This window comes from Kitasatospora sp. NPDC057692 (assembly GCF_042799475.1).
Classification (GTDB): Bacteria; Actinomycetota; Actinomycetes; order Streptomycetales; family Streptomycetaceae; genus Kitasatospora.
Map to the genome: position 1 here is coordinate 58,857 of NZ_JBHVIV010000030.1, position 16,129 is coordinate 74,985.

At 72.2% G+C, this 16,129-nt stretch carries 12 protein-coding genes; 3 read left to right on the forward strand and 9 right to left on the reverse strand.

Translation table 11 applies throughout. The features are described 5' to 3' along the window. Nucleotides 1–53 precede the first annotated feature (53 nt). Nucleotides 54–719: a response regulator gene (locus ACFVFS_RS18960; protein WP_380625510.1), complete on the reverse strand. Its 666-nt coding sequence runs from the start codon at nucleotides 717–719 to the stop codon at nucleotides 54–56. Then, a complete protein-coding gene (locus ACFVFS_RS18965; RefSeq protein ID WP_380625512.1) occupies nucleotides 713–1,822 on the reverse strand; it encodes a sensor histidine kinase in 1,110 nt (369 codons plus the stop codon). The genes ACFVFS_RS18960 and ACFVFS_RS18965 overlap by 7 nt, the downstream gene beginning before the upstream one ends. Before the next feature lie 219 nt (nucleotides 1,823–2,041). On the opposite strand from ACFVFS_RS18965, the gene ACFVFS_RS18970 reads away from it, so the two are divergent. After that, the gene (locus ACFVFS_RS18970) at nucleotides 2,042–3,322 is read left to right on the forward strand and encodes a tannase/feruloyl esterase family alpha/beta hydrolase (RefSeq protein WP_380625515.1); all 1,281 of its coding nucleotides are present in this window, start codon (nucleotides 2,042–2,044) and stop codon (nucleotides 3,320–3,322) included. Nucleotides 3,323–3,523: 201 nt separating this feature from the next. Here ACFVFS_RS18970 and ACFVFS_RS18975 read toward each other — a convergent pair whose 3' ends face one another. Continuing rightward, on the reverse strand, nucleotides 3,524–4,027 hold the full coding sequence (locus ACFVFS_RS18975) for a GNAT family N-acetyltransferase (protein WP_380625517.1): 504 nt from the start codon (nucleotides 4,025–4,027) through the stop codon (nucleotides 3,524–3,526). A 280-nt stretch (nucleotides 4,028–4,307) separates the two neighbouring features. Here ACFVFS_RS18975 and ACFVFS_RS18980 point away from each other — a divergent pair, with 280 nt between their 5' ends. Beyond that, entirely contained in the window at nucleotides 4,308–5,207 is a 900-nt protein-coding gene (locus ACFVFS_RS18980; RefSeq protein WP_380625520.1) for a tetratricopeptide repeat protein, read from the forward strand. A gap of 99 nt (nucleotides 5,208–5,306) precedes the next feature. Here the strand turns inward: ACFVFS_RS18980 and ACFVFS_RS18985 are convergent, their stop codons facing one another. Continuing rightward, on the reverse strand, nucleotides 5,307–5,876 hold the full coding sequence (locus ACFVFS_RS18985; protein WP_380625547.1) for a helix-turn-helix domain-containing protein: 570 nt from the start codon (nucleotides 5,874–5,876) through the stop codon (nucleotides 5,307–5,309). A gap of 179 nt (nucleotides 5,877–6,055) precedes the next feature. On the opposite strand from ACFVFS_RS18985, the gene ACFVFS_RS18990 reads away from it, so the two are divergent. Then, entirely contained in the window at nucleotides 6,056–7,045 is a 990-nt protein-coding gene (locus tag ACFVFS_RS18990; RefSeq protein WP_380625522.1) for an alpha/beta fold hydrolase, read from the forward strand. Nucleotides 7,046–7,312: 267 nt separating this feature from the next. On the opposite strand, the gene ACFVFS_RS18995 is transcribed toward ACFVFS_RS18990, so the two are convergent. The 5 genes from ACFVFS_RS18995 to ACFVFS_RS19015 all read right to left on the reverse strand — a co-directional run bounded on the left by ACFVFS_RS18995 (nucleotide 7,313) and on the right by ACFVFS_RS19015 (nucleotide 15,883). Continuing rightward, on the reverse strand, nucleotides 7,313–7,558 hold the full coding sequence (locus ACFVFS_RS18995) for a hypothetical protein (protein ID WP_380625524.1): 246 nt from the start codon (nucleotides 7,556–7,558) through the stop codon (nucleotides 7,313–7,315). Continuing rightward, complete coding sequence (locus ACFVFS_RS19000) at nucleotides 7,555–8,709, reverse strand: anion permease (protein WP_380625527.1); 1,155 nt, start codon at nucleotides 8,707–8,709, stop codon at nucleotides 7,555–7,557. The genes ACFVFS_RS18995 and ACFVFS_RS19000 overlap by 4 nt, the downstream gene beginning before the upstream one ends. Before the next feature lie 404 nt (nucleotides 8,710–9,113). After that, a complete protein-coding gene (locus tag ACFVFS_RS19005) occupies nucleotides 9,114–10,691 on the reverse strand; it encodes a choice-of-anchor A family protein (RefSeq protein WP_380625529.1) in 1,578 nt (525 codons plus the stop codon). 766 nt (nucleotides 10,692–11,457) lie between these two features. After that, a complete protein-coding gene (locus tag ACFVFS_RS19010) occupies nucleotides 11,458–14,337 on the reverse strand; it encodes a GDSL-type esterase/lipase family protein (RefSeq protein WP_380625532.1) in 2,880 nt (959 codons plus the stop codon). Nucleotides 14,338–14,713: 376 nt separating this feature from the next. Beyond that, complete coding sequence (locus tag ACFVFS_RS19015; protein WP_380625535.1) at nucleotides 14,714–15,883, reverse strand: cytochrome P450; 1,170 nt, start codon at nucleotides 15,881–15,883, stop codon at nucleotides 14,714–14,716. Nucleotides 15,884–16,129: the final 246 nt, after the last annotated feature.

The following is a 16,129-nucleotide window of genomic DNA, read 5'->3' on the forward strand; positions in this document are numbered from 1 at the left end:
CCGCGAGGTCTGCGACCTCCTCGGCGCCGGGGGGCGGCGGCCTCACGACGGGGTCAGATGAGGCCGTTGTCCCTGGCGTAGAGCGCGGCTTGGGTACGGTCGCGCAGGCCCAGCCGGCTCAGGACACGGGAGATGTGGTTCTTGACGGTTCCCTCGCTGAGGTACAGGCGGGAGGCGATCTCCTTGTTCGTGGCACCCGCCGAGACGAGGCGCAGGACCTCCGTCTCACGGGGCGTGAGCAGCTCGGGGGCCGGGAGCCCGGCGGCCAGGTTGGCGATCACCGTCTGGTCGAACTGGGCCACCCCCGCGTGGGCGAGACGTACGGCCCGCGCCAGCTCGGCGGCGGGCAGGTTCTTGAGCAGGTAGCCCACCGCTCCGGCCCGCAGCGCCTGGGTGACGTACTCGTCGTCGTCGAACGTCGTCAGCATCACGATCTTGCACGCGGGCAGGCTGCGGCGGAGCATCCTGGTGGCGGCCACGCCGTCGGTCCCGGGCATCCGGATGTCCATCAGCACCACGTCGGGGCGGCGGGCCGGGGCCGTTTCGGCCGCCTCGGCGCCGTCGCGGGCACTGCCCACCACCTCGATACCCGGCTGGATGCCGAGGAGGGCCGTGATGCCCTCCCGTACGAGGTCCTGGTCGTCGACGACGAAGACCCGTACGGACGTGCCCGCGCCCGCCTCCTCGTTCCCGTTCCCGTTCCCGTTCTCGATCACCACGGGACCCCGACCGTGAGGACCGTGCCGCCAGGCGCGCTGTCGATGGCCACCGTTCCCTCGGCGAGGCGGACCCGCTCGCGCAGTCCGGTCAGTCCGAACCCCTCCTCGGCGGCGTCGAATCCGCTGCCGTTGTCGACCACCCGGAGCCGGGCGCCGCGCTCGTCGTAGGCGACGTGAACCCCGATCTCGGTGGCGCCGGAATGCCGGCAGGCGTTGGTCAGTCCCTCCTGCGCGGCCCGGTACAGCACCAGCAGAGGCCTGCGTTCGACGCCCGACATCTCCAGGGTGATGCGGCGGCTCCCGCCGTCCAGGTGGTGGACGAGGTCGGCGAGCGCCCGGGAGAGGCCGACCGGTTCGGACTCCGACTCGGGACCCAACGCGCGCACGGAAGCCCGGACTTCGTCCAGGGCGCGGTTCGCCGACCAGCGGGCATGCGACACCGCCTGCGCCGACCCTTGCGGATCGATCGAGGCGAACGCCTCGGCCTTCTCCAACTGGATCCCGATCGCGGTCAGATGGTGGCCGAGGCTGTCGTGGATCTCGCGGGCCAGCCGGTTTCGCTCCCGGGCCGCCGACAGCTCGGCGACCTGGGCGAGGGTGCCCTCCAGCCGGGCGCGCGCCTGCTGCTCGCGGACGGCCACGGCGGCCATCGCGAGGGCCAGGACGACGCCCAGGGCGAACATCAGCAGGTCCGAGATGTACTCGGCCCGCACCTGCCAGTGCGGAATCGACAGGGTGAACGCTCCCGCCAGCACCACCACGCAGCCGACGCCGAGTCCGACGGCGACGGCGGATCCGTACGCGAAGAACGCCAGGAACGGCACGAGCACGAACAGCACGCGCGAAATCCCCGACGCGTCGACGGCCGTGACCGCGCAGAGCAGCAGCACCCTGAGCGCGAACACCGCGCCCGCCGGGACCCGCCGGCCCCGCCACCGGTCCAGCCCCCGGTCACGCCGGTCGAGCGCGATCAGGGCACCGAGCAGGACCGCGAATCCGGCGGTCCCGGCCCCCGGGCCCGGACCGATGACGGCGTAGTAGACACCCCCGGACAACACGGCGCCGTACAGGACGCCGGGTATCCAGGGAACGGGCCGTGACATCGGTCTCCTCAAGGACGCGTGAAGGCTCGAAGGCTCTCCTGCCCGCAGCGTACGCGGCCGCCACCGCGATCCCGCAGCGGCTCGGAGAACCGGTGCGGGGTTTGGCCGGAGGTCATGTGACCTCCGGCCACGCGACCTCCGGCCATCCGGCACTTACCCGCGATGACCTGTGATTCCTAGGTTTCGAGGCATCACATTCCCGATCGAGAAGAGGGCGTCTTGCTCCGCCACCTCGCCATCGCACCGCTGCTGCTCGCCACCGCCCTGAGCGTTCCGGTGGGCGGCGCCGACCAGGGGGACCGCTGCTCCGGCGTCCGGGTCCCGGGAGCCGAGTACTCGGTCTCCAGCTGCCTCACCGACCTGACGACGGCAGGAACCACCCTCACCGGGCACACCGACGACAAGGACTGGACAGGACTGCTGGCGGAGAACGCCGTCCTGCCGTCCGGGATCCCCGGGGTCCAGGTCGACGGCTACTTCCCCGACACCTCCACCACCAACACCAACCACGGCTGGAACCACGACAGCCAGTTCGTCATCCGGCTGCCCGAGGACTGGAACGGCGGGCTCGTCGTGGCCGGCCCGCCCGGGACCCGCGAGCAGTACGCCAACGACCCGATCATCAGCGACCAGGTGCTCGCCAAGGGCTACGCCTACGCCGCGACCGACAAGGGCAACACCGGCGACGAGCTCTACAAGGACGGCGACCGCCCCGGCGACGCCATCATGGAGTGGCACCGCCGGGTGGCGGAGCTCACCGTGGCGGCGAAGAAGGCCGCCCGGCAGCACTACGGGCGCCCGCCTCGCGTCACCTACGCCGCCGGTCTCTCCGCGGGCGGCTACCTGGTCCGCTGGCAGCTGGAACACCACCCCGAGCTCTACACGGGCGGCATCGACTGGAACGCCCTCGTCTTCACCAAGGACGGCGGCCTGCTGGCCACGCTCCCGCCCGCGCTGCGCGCCTACCCCCGCCTGGCCAAGGGCGACCGGTCGGCGTACGAGGAGATCATCGCAGCGGGCTACCCGAAGGGCTCCGAGAGGCAGTGGGGCTACCACTACGACAACCAGTGGGACCTGCTGCAGCGCACCGTCCGCGAGGAGGTCGACCCCGACTACGACGGTGCCCGGCAGGGCGGTACCCCGTTCTGCCCGCCGGGCACCGCGCCCGGCTGCGACACCGACTACGACTTCGCCTCGCGCCCGGAGCCGGTGCACCGGGCGGTCGAGCGAATCTCGCTGACCGGGAACATCAAGCGCCCGCTGATCAGCATCCAGGGCACGCTCGACGCGCTGACCCCGCCGGCGACCTTCGGTGACGTGTACGACCGGATGGTCACCGCCGCGGGGAGGGCACCCCTGCACCGCTACGTCCACGTCCCCGGCGGTACCCACACCGACGGGCTGGTGAGGATCGACAAGGAGTACAGGCCGATGCTGCCGTCCTTCGTCGCGGCGTTCAACGAGCTGGAGGCGTGGGCGCGGCCGACCACCCGTTCTTAGCCGAGTCCGGGCAGCCGACGGCCCGGCCCGGAGCGCCGTCGGGGCAGGCGCCCACGCCCACGCCGCCCGCAGCGGCGCCCACCGGCCGCCCGCTCGCCATCCGGCAGCACAACGATGGCCGCCTCCAGGGCCTCCTGGTTGCTCGATCCGGCGTAGACACCCGCCGAGCTGCCGCGTAACACCCGGTCCGGGGGCCGGGTGTTACGCGTCGGGGTGCGCCGGCAGGGCGAGCCAGTCCGGCCAGGAGATCCCGCGGCCGAGGAAGCGCGGCTGCTCGAACGGCCAGTCGGCGGCGATCCACTGCGGCACCAGCGCGTCGAAGGCCTGCTCGACCTCGCCGCCCACCAGCTCGTCCACCACCCACCAGGAGATCTCGCCGTCCGCGCCGGCCCTCTCCGGCGGGTCGATGTAGACGCAGCCGAGCAGAGCCGTCTCCGCGGCGTCGAACAGCGCGTAGTTGAAGGACTGGTGTGCGGCGATCTCCTTCTCGTGCCGCAGCAGGTCGGCCTGGTCGGCCTCGTAGGTCATGGTGGCCGCGGGCCAGCCCCAGGCCGGGCCGAAGCTGCTCCACAGCCGCTCGCGTGAGCCCATCACGGCGGGATAGTCGAGCGGGGCGTCCGCCTCCCGGATCGGCCGCAGGTGATGGCCGCCGCCCGGCAGCGGTACCAGGACGGGGTGGACGAAGTCATCGGGAAGCCAGCTCATGGCGCCCGACCGTAGCAGCGCACGGCCGTCAGCTCCCCTGGATTTTCTCCGTACCGACGTGCGGACCGCCGTCCCGGCGCACCGGGCCGAGCGAAGGGGACCCGGCCGGCGCGAGGGCGTACGACTCCGACAGCAACGACCGCGCCCGCCCAGAGCCGAGATCACTGGGACATGAACGTCACGGAACAAGTTCAGGGATCCCCATCACGGCCCGGCCCATTCCCCTGGAACCCGACTAATCTCACTCGACAGGCAGTCACCAGGTGGAGGCGGGGCAGAGATGACGGGTGCCGGAGACCAGGAGGAGACGGCGGATCAGGCCAACGCCGGAGCCGCTTCCGACGCGCAGCTGGAGGGGGTGATGCGGCTTCTCGGCGACGACAGCTTCATCTCCCTCACGGTTCGAAAGAGCCAGGCCCGCGAGCTGGCCGAGGCCGAGGACTGGGCCGGAGCGGCAACGCTCTACGCCAGGCTGCTGCCCGCCGTGCTACGAGTCCACGGCCCCGACCACCCCGACGCCCTCGACACCCGGAACAACCTCATCCGCTGTCAGGGCGAGGCGGGCGATTGGGCGGCGTCCGCGGTCGCCTTCGTCGGCCTGCTGGACGACGTGCGGCGGGTCTACGGTCCCAAGCACCCCCTGACCCTCGCCACGTGGAGCAACCTCGCCCACGCGCGAGGGAAGGCCGGACAGGCCGCCGTGGCCGCAGCCGACTTCGAGGAACTCATACCGCTCGTACGGCGGGTTTACGGCCGTAGCCACGTCGAGACGTTCACCGTCCGGGGACGGCGGGCCATGTGGCGGGGAAAGGCAGGCAACGCGGTTGCAGCCGTGGCCGCCTTCGTGGACCTGCTGAACGACATGGAGCGGGTATTCGGTCCCAACCGCGCGGTGTTCAGCATCCGGCACGAACTCGCGCACTGGCAGGGGGCGGCGGGAGACGCGACCGGAGCCGCGGCCGCCTACGCCGACCTGCTGCACGATCAGCAGCGGGTACTCGGCCCTGATCACCCCGACATCTCCGAGACGATCAACGCCCTCACCCGCTGGCGGGGGGAGGCGGACGATGCCGCCGGAGCCGCGGCCGTCCGCGCCGAGATCGCCCGGATCCGGCACAGCGCGGGCCCGGGACCGCTGCGCCGGTGGTGGCGAACCGTCGGGAAGGGATCCAGGCGGTAGGCACGCCCGCACCGCGGAAGCGTCAGTCGCGACGAGCGCGCCGAGTACGTGACGTCATCGGCTCCGTCCGGACCGGCGCGGTCCAATCCCGCGACGTGCTCAGGATGCCCGGATGCGCGGTCGTAGGCGCTCTCCCTGCGGCCCGAACATGATCAGGTACTCGACCGGTCCGCCGGGTCCGGCGTTCGCGACTCCATGGGCGGTGCGGGTGTCGAACTCGGCCACCTCCCCGGCGCTCAGAACGAGGTCCTGCTCACCGAGCGCCAGCCACAGCCGCCCGTACAGGACGCACAGCCACTCGTACCCGTCGTGGGAGACCTGCCGCGGTCGCGCCGGCGGGCCGTCGACGGCGGGCAGCACGTGCTTGTGGGCGTGCAGGCCCCCCACGTAGCGGGTCAGCGGCAGCACCACCTTGTCGTCGCCGGGGCGCTGCGGCACCGGGGTGCGCGGTCCGGCCGCGGCGACGGGTGCGGCGACGGGTGCGGTGCCGGCCAGGTCGTCCAGGGAGGCGCCGTACGCCTTCGCGAGCCGCAGCAGCACCTCCAGGGTCGGCTTGCGCCGACCGGTCTCGATCCGCGACAGCGTGCTCAGAGAGATGCCGGTCATACGGCTGACGTCGGTGAGCGTGGCGCCGCGCCGCTCGCGCGCGCTCCGCAGCCGAGGGCCCATGGCCGCCAGCGTGTCGGCCGTGCCGTCGTCCGTCACCGTCACCCCGCTCTCTCCTGTCGTACCGCCTCCACCGCCCTGTCCTGCCAGTTTGCCAGAATGACAAACCTCCTCGCGTCGGGCGGCCGCCGCGCCGCAAGATCGGTGCGTAACCGCGGCCGCCCCTGAACCGAGGAGAAACCATGCACCAGCCCGCACCGTCCGCAGGCCTGCGCCACCGCATCGTCGAGGCACCCGCCGGGCGCCTGCACCTGGTCGAGCAGGGCACCGGACCGCTGGTCCTGCTCGTCCACGGCTTCCCCGAGTCCTGGTACTCCTGGCGCCTTCAGCTCCCGGCCCTCGCGGCGGCGGGGTACCGCGCCGTGGCACTCGACGTGCGCGGCTACGGCCGCTCCTCCAAGCCGGCCGCGACCGACGCCTACCGGATGCTCGACCTGGTGGCGGACAACGTCGCCCTGGTGCACGCGCTGGGCGAGGAGCGGGCGGTGGTCGTCGGACACGACTGGGGCTCCAACATCGCGGCGGTCTCCGCCCTGCTCCATCCCGAGGTCTTCCGCGCCGTCGCACTGCTGAGCGTCCCCTACGCCCCGCCCGGCGGCCCCCGCCCCACCGACGTCTTCGCGCGGATGGGCGGCGACCAGGAGTTCTACGTCTCGTACTTCCAGGAGCCCGGCCGGGCCGAGGCGGAGATGGAGCCCGACCTGCGGGGCTGGCTCGCGGGCTTCTACGCGGCCCTGTCCGCCGACACCATGCCCACCGGGGGAGAGCCCGACCCCCACTTCGTGGCCCGCGCCGGCGGCCGGCTGCGCGACCGCTTCCCCGGCGGCAGGCTGCCCGCCTGGCTGACCGAGCACGACCTCGACGTGTACGCCGGGGAGTTCGAGCGCACCGGCATGACCGGCGCCCTCAACCGCTACCGCAGCATGGACCGCGACTGGGAGGACCTCGCCCCGTACCGCGGCGCCCCGATCACACAGCCGTCCCTGTTCATCGGCGGCGCCCTGGACGCCTCCACCACCTGGATGGCCGACGCGATCGACGCCTACCCGACCACCCTCCCCGGCCTGACCTCCACCCACATCCTGGACGGCTGCGGGCACTGGATCCAGCAGGAGCGCCCCGAGGAGGTGAACCGCCTCCTGACCGCCTGGCTCGCCTCCCTCCAGGGCTGATCCGCGGGCGCGCCCGCCGAACTCCACCGCGGGAGCCCGGCGCCGCGGTCCGCGTCTCCGCGACGGTCCGCCTGGTGCGCGTCGACCGGCACGTCCCAGGCCCGGCCGGCCCTCACCTCCGGGCGGGGCCGTTGGGATGAGGTTCGAGGGCGGTCACGGTGCTGGTGATCCACGGACGCAGGGGGAGGGCGGACTTCGGCCGGACCGTCGTACGGCGGCCGACAGGTCGCACCGTCGGCCTGGAATGCCGTGCGCGGCGGATCGCGGTCAGCCGTGGCCGACGATGATGGAGATGCCCCAGCCGATCGCGGCGAGCACGACGGCGAAGCACAGACCGGCGACGGCGCGGCCGAGGGGGCCGGCGGTGGGCTGTCCGGCGGTGGCCGCGCCCGGTGGGGGCGGGGGGTTGAGGGCACGCACACCGACGGCGAACAGCGCGGGCAGACCGGCGCCGGTGAGCAGTCCCACCACGACGATCTTCCACAGGGCACTCAGGTTGATCCAGGTGTTCATGGGGTCACCTTGTCGGCGGGGGCCGCCGGGACGATCGAGCCGGTCCATGCGTCGTTGACGTTCTCCGGGGTGACGGCCCGGCGGCGGGAGGCGGCGTAGAAGGCGGTCGAGGCCAGCACCAGCACGGTGAAGATCACCACCACGCCCCCGGTCCCGCCGATGCGGTCCGCGACCCAGTAGGCCAGCGCGCCGGTCAGCGCCGCTGCCGGGAGGGTGAGCAGCCAGGCCACCACCATCCGCTGAGCGACGTTCCACCGGACCTCCGCGCCCTTCCTGCCCACCCCCGTCCCCAGGATCGAGCCGGTGGCCACGTGGGTGGTGGAGAGCGAGTAGCCGAAGTCGGTGGAGGAGAGGATCACCGCGGCGGAGGCGGATTCGGCGGCCATTCCCTGCGGTGAATCGATCTCGACCAGGCCCTTGCCCAGGGCCCGGATGACCCGCCAGCCGCCGAAGTAGGTGCCGAGGGCGATCGCCGTCGCGCAGGAGGCGATGACCCAGGTCGGGGACTTCGCGCCGGCGTGCAGGGTGCCGTCGGCGACCAGTGCCAGGGTGATGATGCCCATGGTCTTCTGGGCGTCGTTGGTGCCGTGGGCGAGCGAGACCATGCAGGCCGAGCCGACCTGGCCGAGTCTGAAGCCGTTTGCGCGGGGGCCCTCGCGGACGCCTCGGGTGATGCGGTAGACGAGGTAGGTGCCGAGTGCGGCGACCGTGCCGGCGATGAACGGGGACAGGGCGGCGGGCACGATCACCTTGGAGAGGAGCCCCTGCCACTTCACGGCCGAGCCGCCCGCGGCCGCCATCGTCGCCCCGACCACGCCGCCGATGAGCGCGTGCGAGGAACTGGAGGGGATGCCGAGGTACCAGGTCGTCAGGTTCCACAGGATGCTGCCCGTCAGGCCCGCCATGACGACCGTCAGGGTCACCTGGGCGCTGTCGACCAGACCGCCGGCGATGGTCGCCGCGACCGCCGTCGACAGGAACGCGCCCACCAGGTTCAGCACCGCGGACACGGCGACCGCGACACGCGGCGGCAGGGCCCCGGTGACGATCGATGTCGCCATGGCATTGCCGGTGTCGTGGAAGCCGTTGGTGAAGTCGAAGCCCAGCGCGGTGGCGACCACGAGCACCAGGACCACGTCGTTGCCGGTCACGGGCACGAACGTAGCGCCTCCGGCCCGCCTGCCCGGCCGCGACACCCGGACATACCGGATATGCCGGATACCCATGTGTGGCCGGTATCGTGCCGAATCCCGAACCGGATCCTCGCCCCGACATGAGATCAACGCCCTCACCCGCCGGCAGGGGGAGGCGGACGATGCCGTCGGAGCCGCAGCCGTCCGCGCCGGGATCGCCCGGATCCGGCCCCCGTCCTCCTCTCGGATCTGCAATGTGCCGATCCGCCGTCCTTCGTCGCGCACGGCCTGGCGGGCGGACTCCGTCCAGTCCTCCGGCCGGCCGTAGGGGCGGGCGTGCGTGGGTGTGAACGGGTCGGGCCGCCCGGTCGAGGAGACCGGGCGGCCCGAACTGTGCGGTGGGCGGTTACCGCGGAGCGGCCTTAGCTGTGGCGTCCGCGGCGACGGGCGGCCAGGACGGCGAGGCCGCCGAGGGCGAGCAGGCCGGCGCCGATGCCGAGGAGCAGCGGGGCGTTGTCCGAACCGGTCGACGCCAACTGGCCGCCGCTACCGCCGCCGTTGGCGGGCGCCGGGAGCTGGGTGGCCGGACCTTCAGTCGTCGGACCGCCGATGACGGGTGCGGCGCTGGACGAGCTGGAGGTGGCGGCGGGGCTGGTCGGCGTGGCCGAGGTGGTGGTCTCGGTCGGGGCCGGGGACGTCGGCGACGTCAGGGCCGGGGACGTGGCGGCGGGGGATGTCGGCGACGTCTGGGTCGGGGTGGGCGTCGGCGAGGCCGTGGTCTGGGTCGGGGTGGGCGTCGGGGTCGGCGAGGCCGTGGTCTGGGTCGGCGTTGGCGTCGGGGTGGGTGTCGGCGAGGCCGTGGTCTCGGTCGGCGTCGGGGTGGGTGTCGGGGACGCCGTGGTCTCAGTCGGCGTCGGCGTCGGGCTTGGGGTGACCTCGCAGTCCGGCAGGTCGCCGTCGAACGGGTAGTTGTGGATCTCGTAGCCGCCGTTGCCGGTCTGGACCAGGTTGCCCGCCAGGTACACCCGGCCGTTGAGGCCCGGCATGGCGATGGTCGTGGTGCCGGCCGGGTTGCCCGCCATCACCGAGCCCTGGAACTGCGCGGTGCCGTTGATCTGCGCCGAGGTGGCCGTGGGGAAGTTCCACATCAGCTTGGAGCGCATCTCGGTGGTCTGGTCGCCCGGCAGGCCGGTGCCGGTGTAGGTGTTGACGACCGGGTCGGCCGACAGCATGTTGACCACGACGGTCGCGCCGGCCGGGATGCCCGCGAACACCAGGCCGATCTGCCCGCCGGTCGGCGAGGTGAGGTTCCCGGTGACGTTGAAGACCTGCTTCATGCTCGTGCCGTCGCCGGTGAAGGTGGCCTCGCTGGCGGTGAGCGCGACGGTGCCGGTGGCGGTGGCGCGGCCGACGCAGGCGGAGACGTCCTCGATCTGGGTGAGCACCGACTGGTACGGCGCGGCGGCGTTGGCGTCCTGTATGACCTCGCCCGGCGGGTCGACGGCGACCGTGCCGGTGAGCGTGCCCGTGTGCCGCAGGTTGCCGAAGGCCTGGCCCTGGGAGTCGCTGCCGCCGATCAGCAGGGAGTTGCCGGGCAGCACGGTGACGTTGCCGCCGACGGTGAGGAAGTCGCTGCCGTTGGGCGGGACGACCCGCGAGCCGACGCCGACCACGCCCGCGTTGAAGTTGCCGCCGCCGTTCTTGTCCACGGTGAAGTCCCCGAGGGTGACGATCTTGCCCTCGGCCTCGGCCGCCCGGCCGGCGACCGTGTAGTTGCCGCCGGTGAAGATGCTGAGGGCGGCGTCCCGGCCGGTGAAGTCGCCGTTGTTGACCGGCGGCCAGGTGGCGGGGCACTCAGGCCCGCTGCACGCGCCCAGCGGCGGGGCCAGCGGGGCGGCCGAACCGACCGTCAGCACCGCCGCGAGCGGCACCAGCGCGGTGGCGGCGGCCGCCGCGATCCGGGCGTTCCGACGGCGGCGTGGGGCTGGGACCCGCCCCACGGTGGGTCTTCTGTGGCCGGGTGTACCGGTGCTCTGACTCATCGACACAGTCCTCCGTGCAGGGAAGAAGGCAGGTGGAAGGGAACGCCCGCCGAGTTCAGTTGATTGCGGATCATCCAGACTCATCCCAATGAGTCAACAGATGTCGACATATCCGATACCAAATCGGACGTTCCATACCATACAGACCATCAGGGTTAATGGGAAAATCCTGAGAGCCCTTGCGCCAACCGTGTCTTCCCCGGGCATCCCCGCCCCGCTGGGCGGCTCGGTGGGCACGCAGGATGGCGTCCGGCTTCACGTCCGCGGTGGGGGCGAGCCCTGGGTCGTGAGAAGTCGTCGACGCGCAGCCTGGCCCGCCCGGCTGGTGGAAGGGCGCTCTTCCCGGCACAGCCCGCCGGGAAGGGGTGCGGTCACCGGGCCGGCGCGCTGCGATGGCGCGGCTCCCCGGGCTCCGGGGCGGTTGATCCCGGCCGGGAGCAGCGGCACGCCCTCACCGGGATCGCGCAGGACGAGCTTGGTGGACAGCGAGCGGCGATGCCGACCGGCTCCTCCCGGCCGAACCCGGTGGAGCGCTGGTTCGCCGAGCTGACAGGGAAGACGCTCGACCGGGGAGTCCACCGCTCCGTTCAGGCCCTCGAACGAGGCAGCCGCGGCCGGTTCGTTCGAGGGCCTGAACACTCCGAGCCGTTCATCCGGGCCGAGAGCGCCGATCGGATGCTCGACCGGGTTGCCACCTACGGCCGGGGGACTCCGGCTCGGGTCGCTAGAGGCGGAAGGGGTTCGCCCCTTGGCCGGCGAGGATGTACCAGGCGGTCGCGCCGGTGTGCAGGGACGCGTAGTACTGGTCGCCCTCCCCGGTCTGCAGGCCGTCGCTGGAGGCGGCGGGGATGCCCAGTCCGTTTTCCACGCTGGTGTTGGGGGGAGCCGCCTGGGCGTCCTCCAGGGTCTTCTGGAGCTCCGCCGCCCGGACGTCGTCACCCGGTGCGCGGCGGACGTGCAGGGCGGCGAGGAGGTGGGCGGTGCCTTCGAACCACACCTTGGAGGTGTCGACCCTGGCGAAGCTCACGCCCCTGAAGTGCATGTCGGCGGCGGCGAGGTTGGTGCTGGCCCAGCTGACGGCCGGGGAGTAGGACGGGTCCAGCGTGGCGAGGTAGCTCCACGTCTGGACGTCCTCCGGCGCGCTGTCGGTGTTCAGCGTCACCCCGTCGAGTCCGGTACCGGTCCACAGCCAACCGCCCGCGGCCCGCATGCCGCGGACGAAGTCGAAGGCGTTCTGGGAGCGCTGCGACCACACCTGGTCGGAGGGGAGGATGCGGGAGAGCATGGCGAAGAAGGCGCCGACGTCGATGTTGTGCTCGGTGGCCTTCCACGTCCTGCGGACCATCCCGGTGCCGTCCCCCGCGGTGTCGGCGTACCCGCCGATGTAGCCGCCCAGGCCGCGGGTGTCCGCCGCGTTGTTCTGGATCCAGTTGGCGACCTTCAGCGCGCCGTCGAGGTAGCGCTGTTCCCCGGTGACCCAGTAGAGGCGGGAGAAGGCCATGCCCGCCCATGCCATGTGTCCGGTGTAGACGGAGAAACTGCCGACGTAGGGCGTGCCGGCGGCGGTGACGAGCGGGTTGGGCATGTAGGACGCACGGATCCGGCCGTCGGGCTCGGTGTCGTGGGCCTGGGCGTACAGCAGGCTGTCGCCGAGGCGCATCGCCCGGCCGACGTCGCGGAAGCGGCCCTGGAGCAGGGCCGCGATGATCACCGAGTTGTCGTACGTGAACGAGGGCTCGAATCCGTCCGGTCCGAACCTGGTGTCGGCGAAGTGGCCGCCGGTGTAGCTGCGGGGCACGCCCAGGCCGTTGACGACGTGCTTGTCCATCGTCCGCTGCAGGAAGGCGAGCGACATGATCAGCGACCCGTCCGGTGCGTCGGCGACCGGGGGCGACGGGCAGGGTGACGCGGTGGAGGCGGACACGGTGAGCGCGGCGGTACTGGCGGTGCCGGTGGCGGTGCCGGTGCCGGTGCAAGGCAGGCCGACCGTGGTCTCGATCGTCCAGACCTGCTGGGGCGAGCCGTTGCACGGCAGGACCCGCAGCAGGTTGGCCCCGTTCTCGACGGTTGCCTCCAGGCACCCGACGGGCCGCTGCGCGGGCAGGACCGCGGGGTCGGCGGGCTCCATCTGGTGGGTGATCCGGTGGCCGCCACCGGGCACGGCGCGGAACTGCCAGCTGAACCGTTCGTCGTTGGGCCTGTTCGTCGGGACGCGCTCGTTCAGCAGCGTCCCCGTGCCCGGATCGACGCTCAGGTGGCCTTCGAGGCCGGTCAGCCCCCATCCGCCGAGGGCGTTCCGGTAGATGCCCCAGCTCTGCTCGGAGCTGATCCTCGGGACCGGCCAGTGGGTCTGCCCGGGCGGCTGGTGGAACGGCCGGAAGGTCTCGTGCCGGGCCGGAGTGTCACTGATCAGGGCCGCATCGGCGGTCACGTACCGCGCCGGGGGCGGCGTCGTGCCCGTTTGCGGGAAGTTCGTCCTGAGCGACACGCGGTCGCCGTCGTTGAAGGGCGGATCGCCCACCGGCGCGATGTCCGTGCCGTCGAGCGGGGTCAGCGACATCTCCGTCGGGGGCCGCTGTTCCGCGCTGGGGTTGCAGCGGTAGCCCCAGCCCGTCGCTCGCGGCGAGAGGATCCGTTCGCTCAGCAGCGACAGGCACCTCCCCAGTGCCCGCTGCCCGTAGGCGTTCGGGTGGATGGCCTCCTGCAGGGCGCCCTGGCCGGTGTCGAGGGGGTTCGGGATCCAGCGGATCCACTCCGCGCGGTAGTCGGCCACGCCGGCGTCGGTGGTCGAGGGGGAGGCGCTCCGGTGACACAGCTCGTGGCCGGCGAAGGCCGTGGAGAGGTCGAGGAACGTGGCACCCTGTGCGTTGGCCGCGTCCCTGAGTCGATCGGTGAGACCGGACAGGACGGTGCCGGTCGCCCAGAAGGAGTCGGCGTCGAGGAAGGGGCAGCCGCCGGTGGAGCCCCGGTTCTCCTGCTCGGTCATCCGGTAGTCGGTGAGCAGTCCGGGCAGCGGGCGCGGATAGGACTGGAGCACCAGGCGGTAGTCCGACGACAGGTAGCCGTGGAACGCCATCATCGCCTGGATCGCGCCGAGGGTGTTCGAGACCTTCTGCGGCAGGGCCGCGAGGGCATTCTTGGCACTGTCCCTCAGTACGGGGGCGCACGGACTGTACCCGGGTGCGCTGTACGCCTTGGCACAGCGTTCGATGATCCCGCTGAAGTCGATGTCGTTGCCGCCGATCGACACCACGATCATCTTGACCCGGTTGAGGCGCAGGACCGTGTCCAGCTGGGCGATCTGGGCGGGCTCGCCCTTGAACGACTGACCGAGGATGTGGTCGGTGGTGGCGCCGGAACAGGCGAGGTTCACCCGGCGGGCGTTGGGGAGGGCCGGGATCGCGGCACTGAGGATCTCCGCGGTGTCGGACCGGTCGCAGGCGGCCCCGGGCGCGGTCTGGTAGGAGGTGTCCTGCGTCTGGTCCAGGTAGTTCTTGACGGTGTAGACACCGACGCCCCGGTCGGTGCCCCGGGATCCGGCCATCAGGCCGCCGCCGTTGCCGGCCCAGCGGCCGCCCTCACCGGAGATGTAGCTGTCGCCCATCGAGACGACGGCGTCCGGATAGTTCGGCGGTACGGCGCGGGCCGGGCCTACGCCGACGGCCAGGCCTGCCAGAACGGTGCCGGCGAGGAGGAGTGAACTCCCTCTGCGCCACCGTAATCCTCGTGCCCGTGGTGCTCCTGTTCGCATGACTCGTCCCTTCCGGAGAGGTCACCGCGCCGGGTGGCGCCGGGAGGGAGCGCGGCGGTGCCCGCTCCCCGACCGGGGAACGAGGCGCTGGAGGAGCGCGGTTCGGCGGAAGGCGAAGCGATGCCCCTTCGGGAAGTTCCTCCTCGACCTCCTGGCAGGACCGAGCCCGGTGGGCGGCCTGGGAAGCCCGGGCGGGTACGACCGGGGACTTGGTGGGGGAGACCGCGGATCACCAGGTGACCGGCAGCGCCTGGAGGCCGCGGAAGACCAGTTCCGGCACGTAGGCGAGCTCGGACTCGTCAACGGCGAGGCGCAGTCCCGGATACCGCTTCACCACGGACCCGATCGCCACCCGCATCTCCCGGCGGGCCAGGATCGCGCCGAGGCAGAAGTGCGGCCCGTGCCCGAAGGCGAGGTGTGCTGCCGGTCCTTCGCGGGTGATGTCGAAGCGGCCGGGGTCCGGGTACACCCCGGGGTCGCGGTTGGCCGCGACGATGACCGGCAACACCGGTTCGCCCGCCCCCAGTCGTACGCCCTCCAGATCGACGGGCTCGGTCGTGACCCGGACCTCGGCCGAGGTGAAGAGCCTGCTGTATCGCAGCAGTTCGTCGACCGCCGGTCCGATCAGGTCCGGTGACGACCGCAGCAGCGCGAGCTGGTCCGGGTGGCGCAGCAGGGTCAGGAACGAGTTGCCCAGCTGGTTGACGGTCGTCTCGTGGCCGGCGATCAGCAGGCCTTCGAGGTTGGCCAGCAGCTCGGGTTCGGTGAGGTGGTCGCCCTCGTCGTTGGCGGCGACCATCGCCGAGATCAAGCCGTCGTCCGGCCGCGCCCGCTTCTGGCGCACCAGATCGGCGAGCCAGTCCTGCATCTCGCCCTGGGCGGCCCGCAGTTCGTCCGGGGTGATGTTCGTGACGAACAGCCGCCTGGTCCACCTGCGGATGGCCTCCGCCTCGGAGTAGGGCACGCCGAGCAGCTCGCAGATGACCATCAGCGGCAGTGGAGCGCAGAGGCCTGCCACGAGGTCCGCGGCGGGATCGAGGGAGTCGAGCAGGGAGTCCGCGATGGACTGCACGCGCGGCTCCAGCCGATCGACCATGCGGGGGCTGAACGCCTGCGACATCAGCTTGCGCAGGCGGGCGTGGCGCTCGCCGTCCAGACTGGAGACCAGTAACGGGTCCCCGGCGACGGACAGCTTCAGCGGGCTGCCCGGAAGGGTGGCCGCCTCCCGGCTGAACCGGCTGTCGCTCAGGACCTGGCGCACCGCCTTGTAGGAGAGGGCGAGCCAGACGTCCACCGGTCCCATCGTCGCGAGGACGACCGGAGCCTGCGCGAGCAGGGCCTCGGCCTCGGGTTCGTTGTCGAGGTGGTGCGGTGTGGCGAGGGGGAACGTGGCGCGCATCGCTGCCTCCTGACTGGATGTCACCAGATCCGGGCGCCGGGCGCCGGGTACGAACGGCCGGGACCGGTGCGCGGATCGGTGACGGCTGGGTGGTGTGCCGCCGGGGGGCGGTGGCGCTTTGCGATCGTCTCGAAGTCGGTGGGGGGCAAACGGTTCGATCGGAGCCGTCGGCGGCTCCGGTGGTCGGTTCGCTCGATCCGCGTCGTGATCGCCGTGCAGAGGTGCTTCCGGGGGGCCGGACGGCGG

Excerpts from the sequence above, each read along its gene's own strand:
- ACFVFS_RS18980 (WP_380625520.1), top strand. The coding sequence starts at position 4,308 with ATGACGGGTGCCGGAGACCAGGAGGAGACGGCGGATCAGGCCAACGCC.
- ACFVFS_RS19010 (WP_380625532.1), bottom strand. The coding sequence starts at position 14,337 with ATGGGCGACAGCTACATCTCCGGTGAGGGCGGCCGCTGGGCCGGCAAC.
- ACFVFS_RS18965 (WP_380625512.1), bottom strand. The coding sequence starts at position 1,822 with ATGTCACGGCCCGTTCCCTGGATACCCGGCGTCCTGTACGGCGCCGTG.
- ACFVFS_RS18995 (WP_380625524.1), bottom strand. The coding sequence starts at position 7,558 with ATGAACACCTGGATCAACCTGAGTGCCCTGTGGAAGATCGTCGTGGTG.
- ACFVFS_RS18990 (WP_380625522.1), top strand. The coding sequence starts at position 6,056 with ATGCACCAGCCCGCACCGTCCGCAGGCCTGCGCCACCGCATCGTCGAG.
- ACFVFS_RS19015 (WP_380625535.1), bottom strand. The coding sequence starts at position 15,883 with ATGCGCGCCACGTTCCCCCTCGCCACACCGCACCACCTCGACAACGAA.
- ACFVFS_RS18975 (WP_380625517.1), bottom strand. The coding sequence starts at position 4,027 with ATGAGCTGGCTTCCCGATGACTTCGTCCACCCCGTCCTGGTACCGCTG.
- ACFVFS_RS18985 (WP_380625547.1), bottom strand. The coding sequence starts at position 5,876 with ATGGGCCCTCGGCTGCGGAGCGCGCGCGAGCGGCGCGGCGCCACGCTC.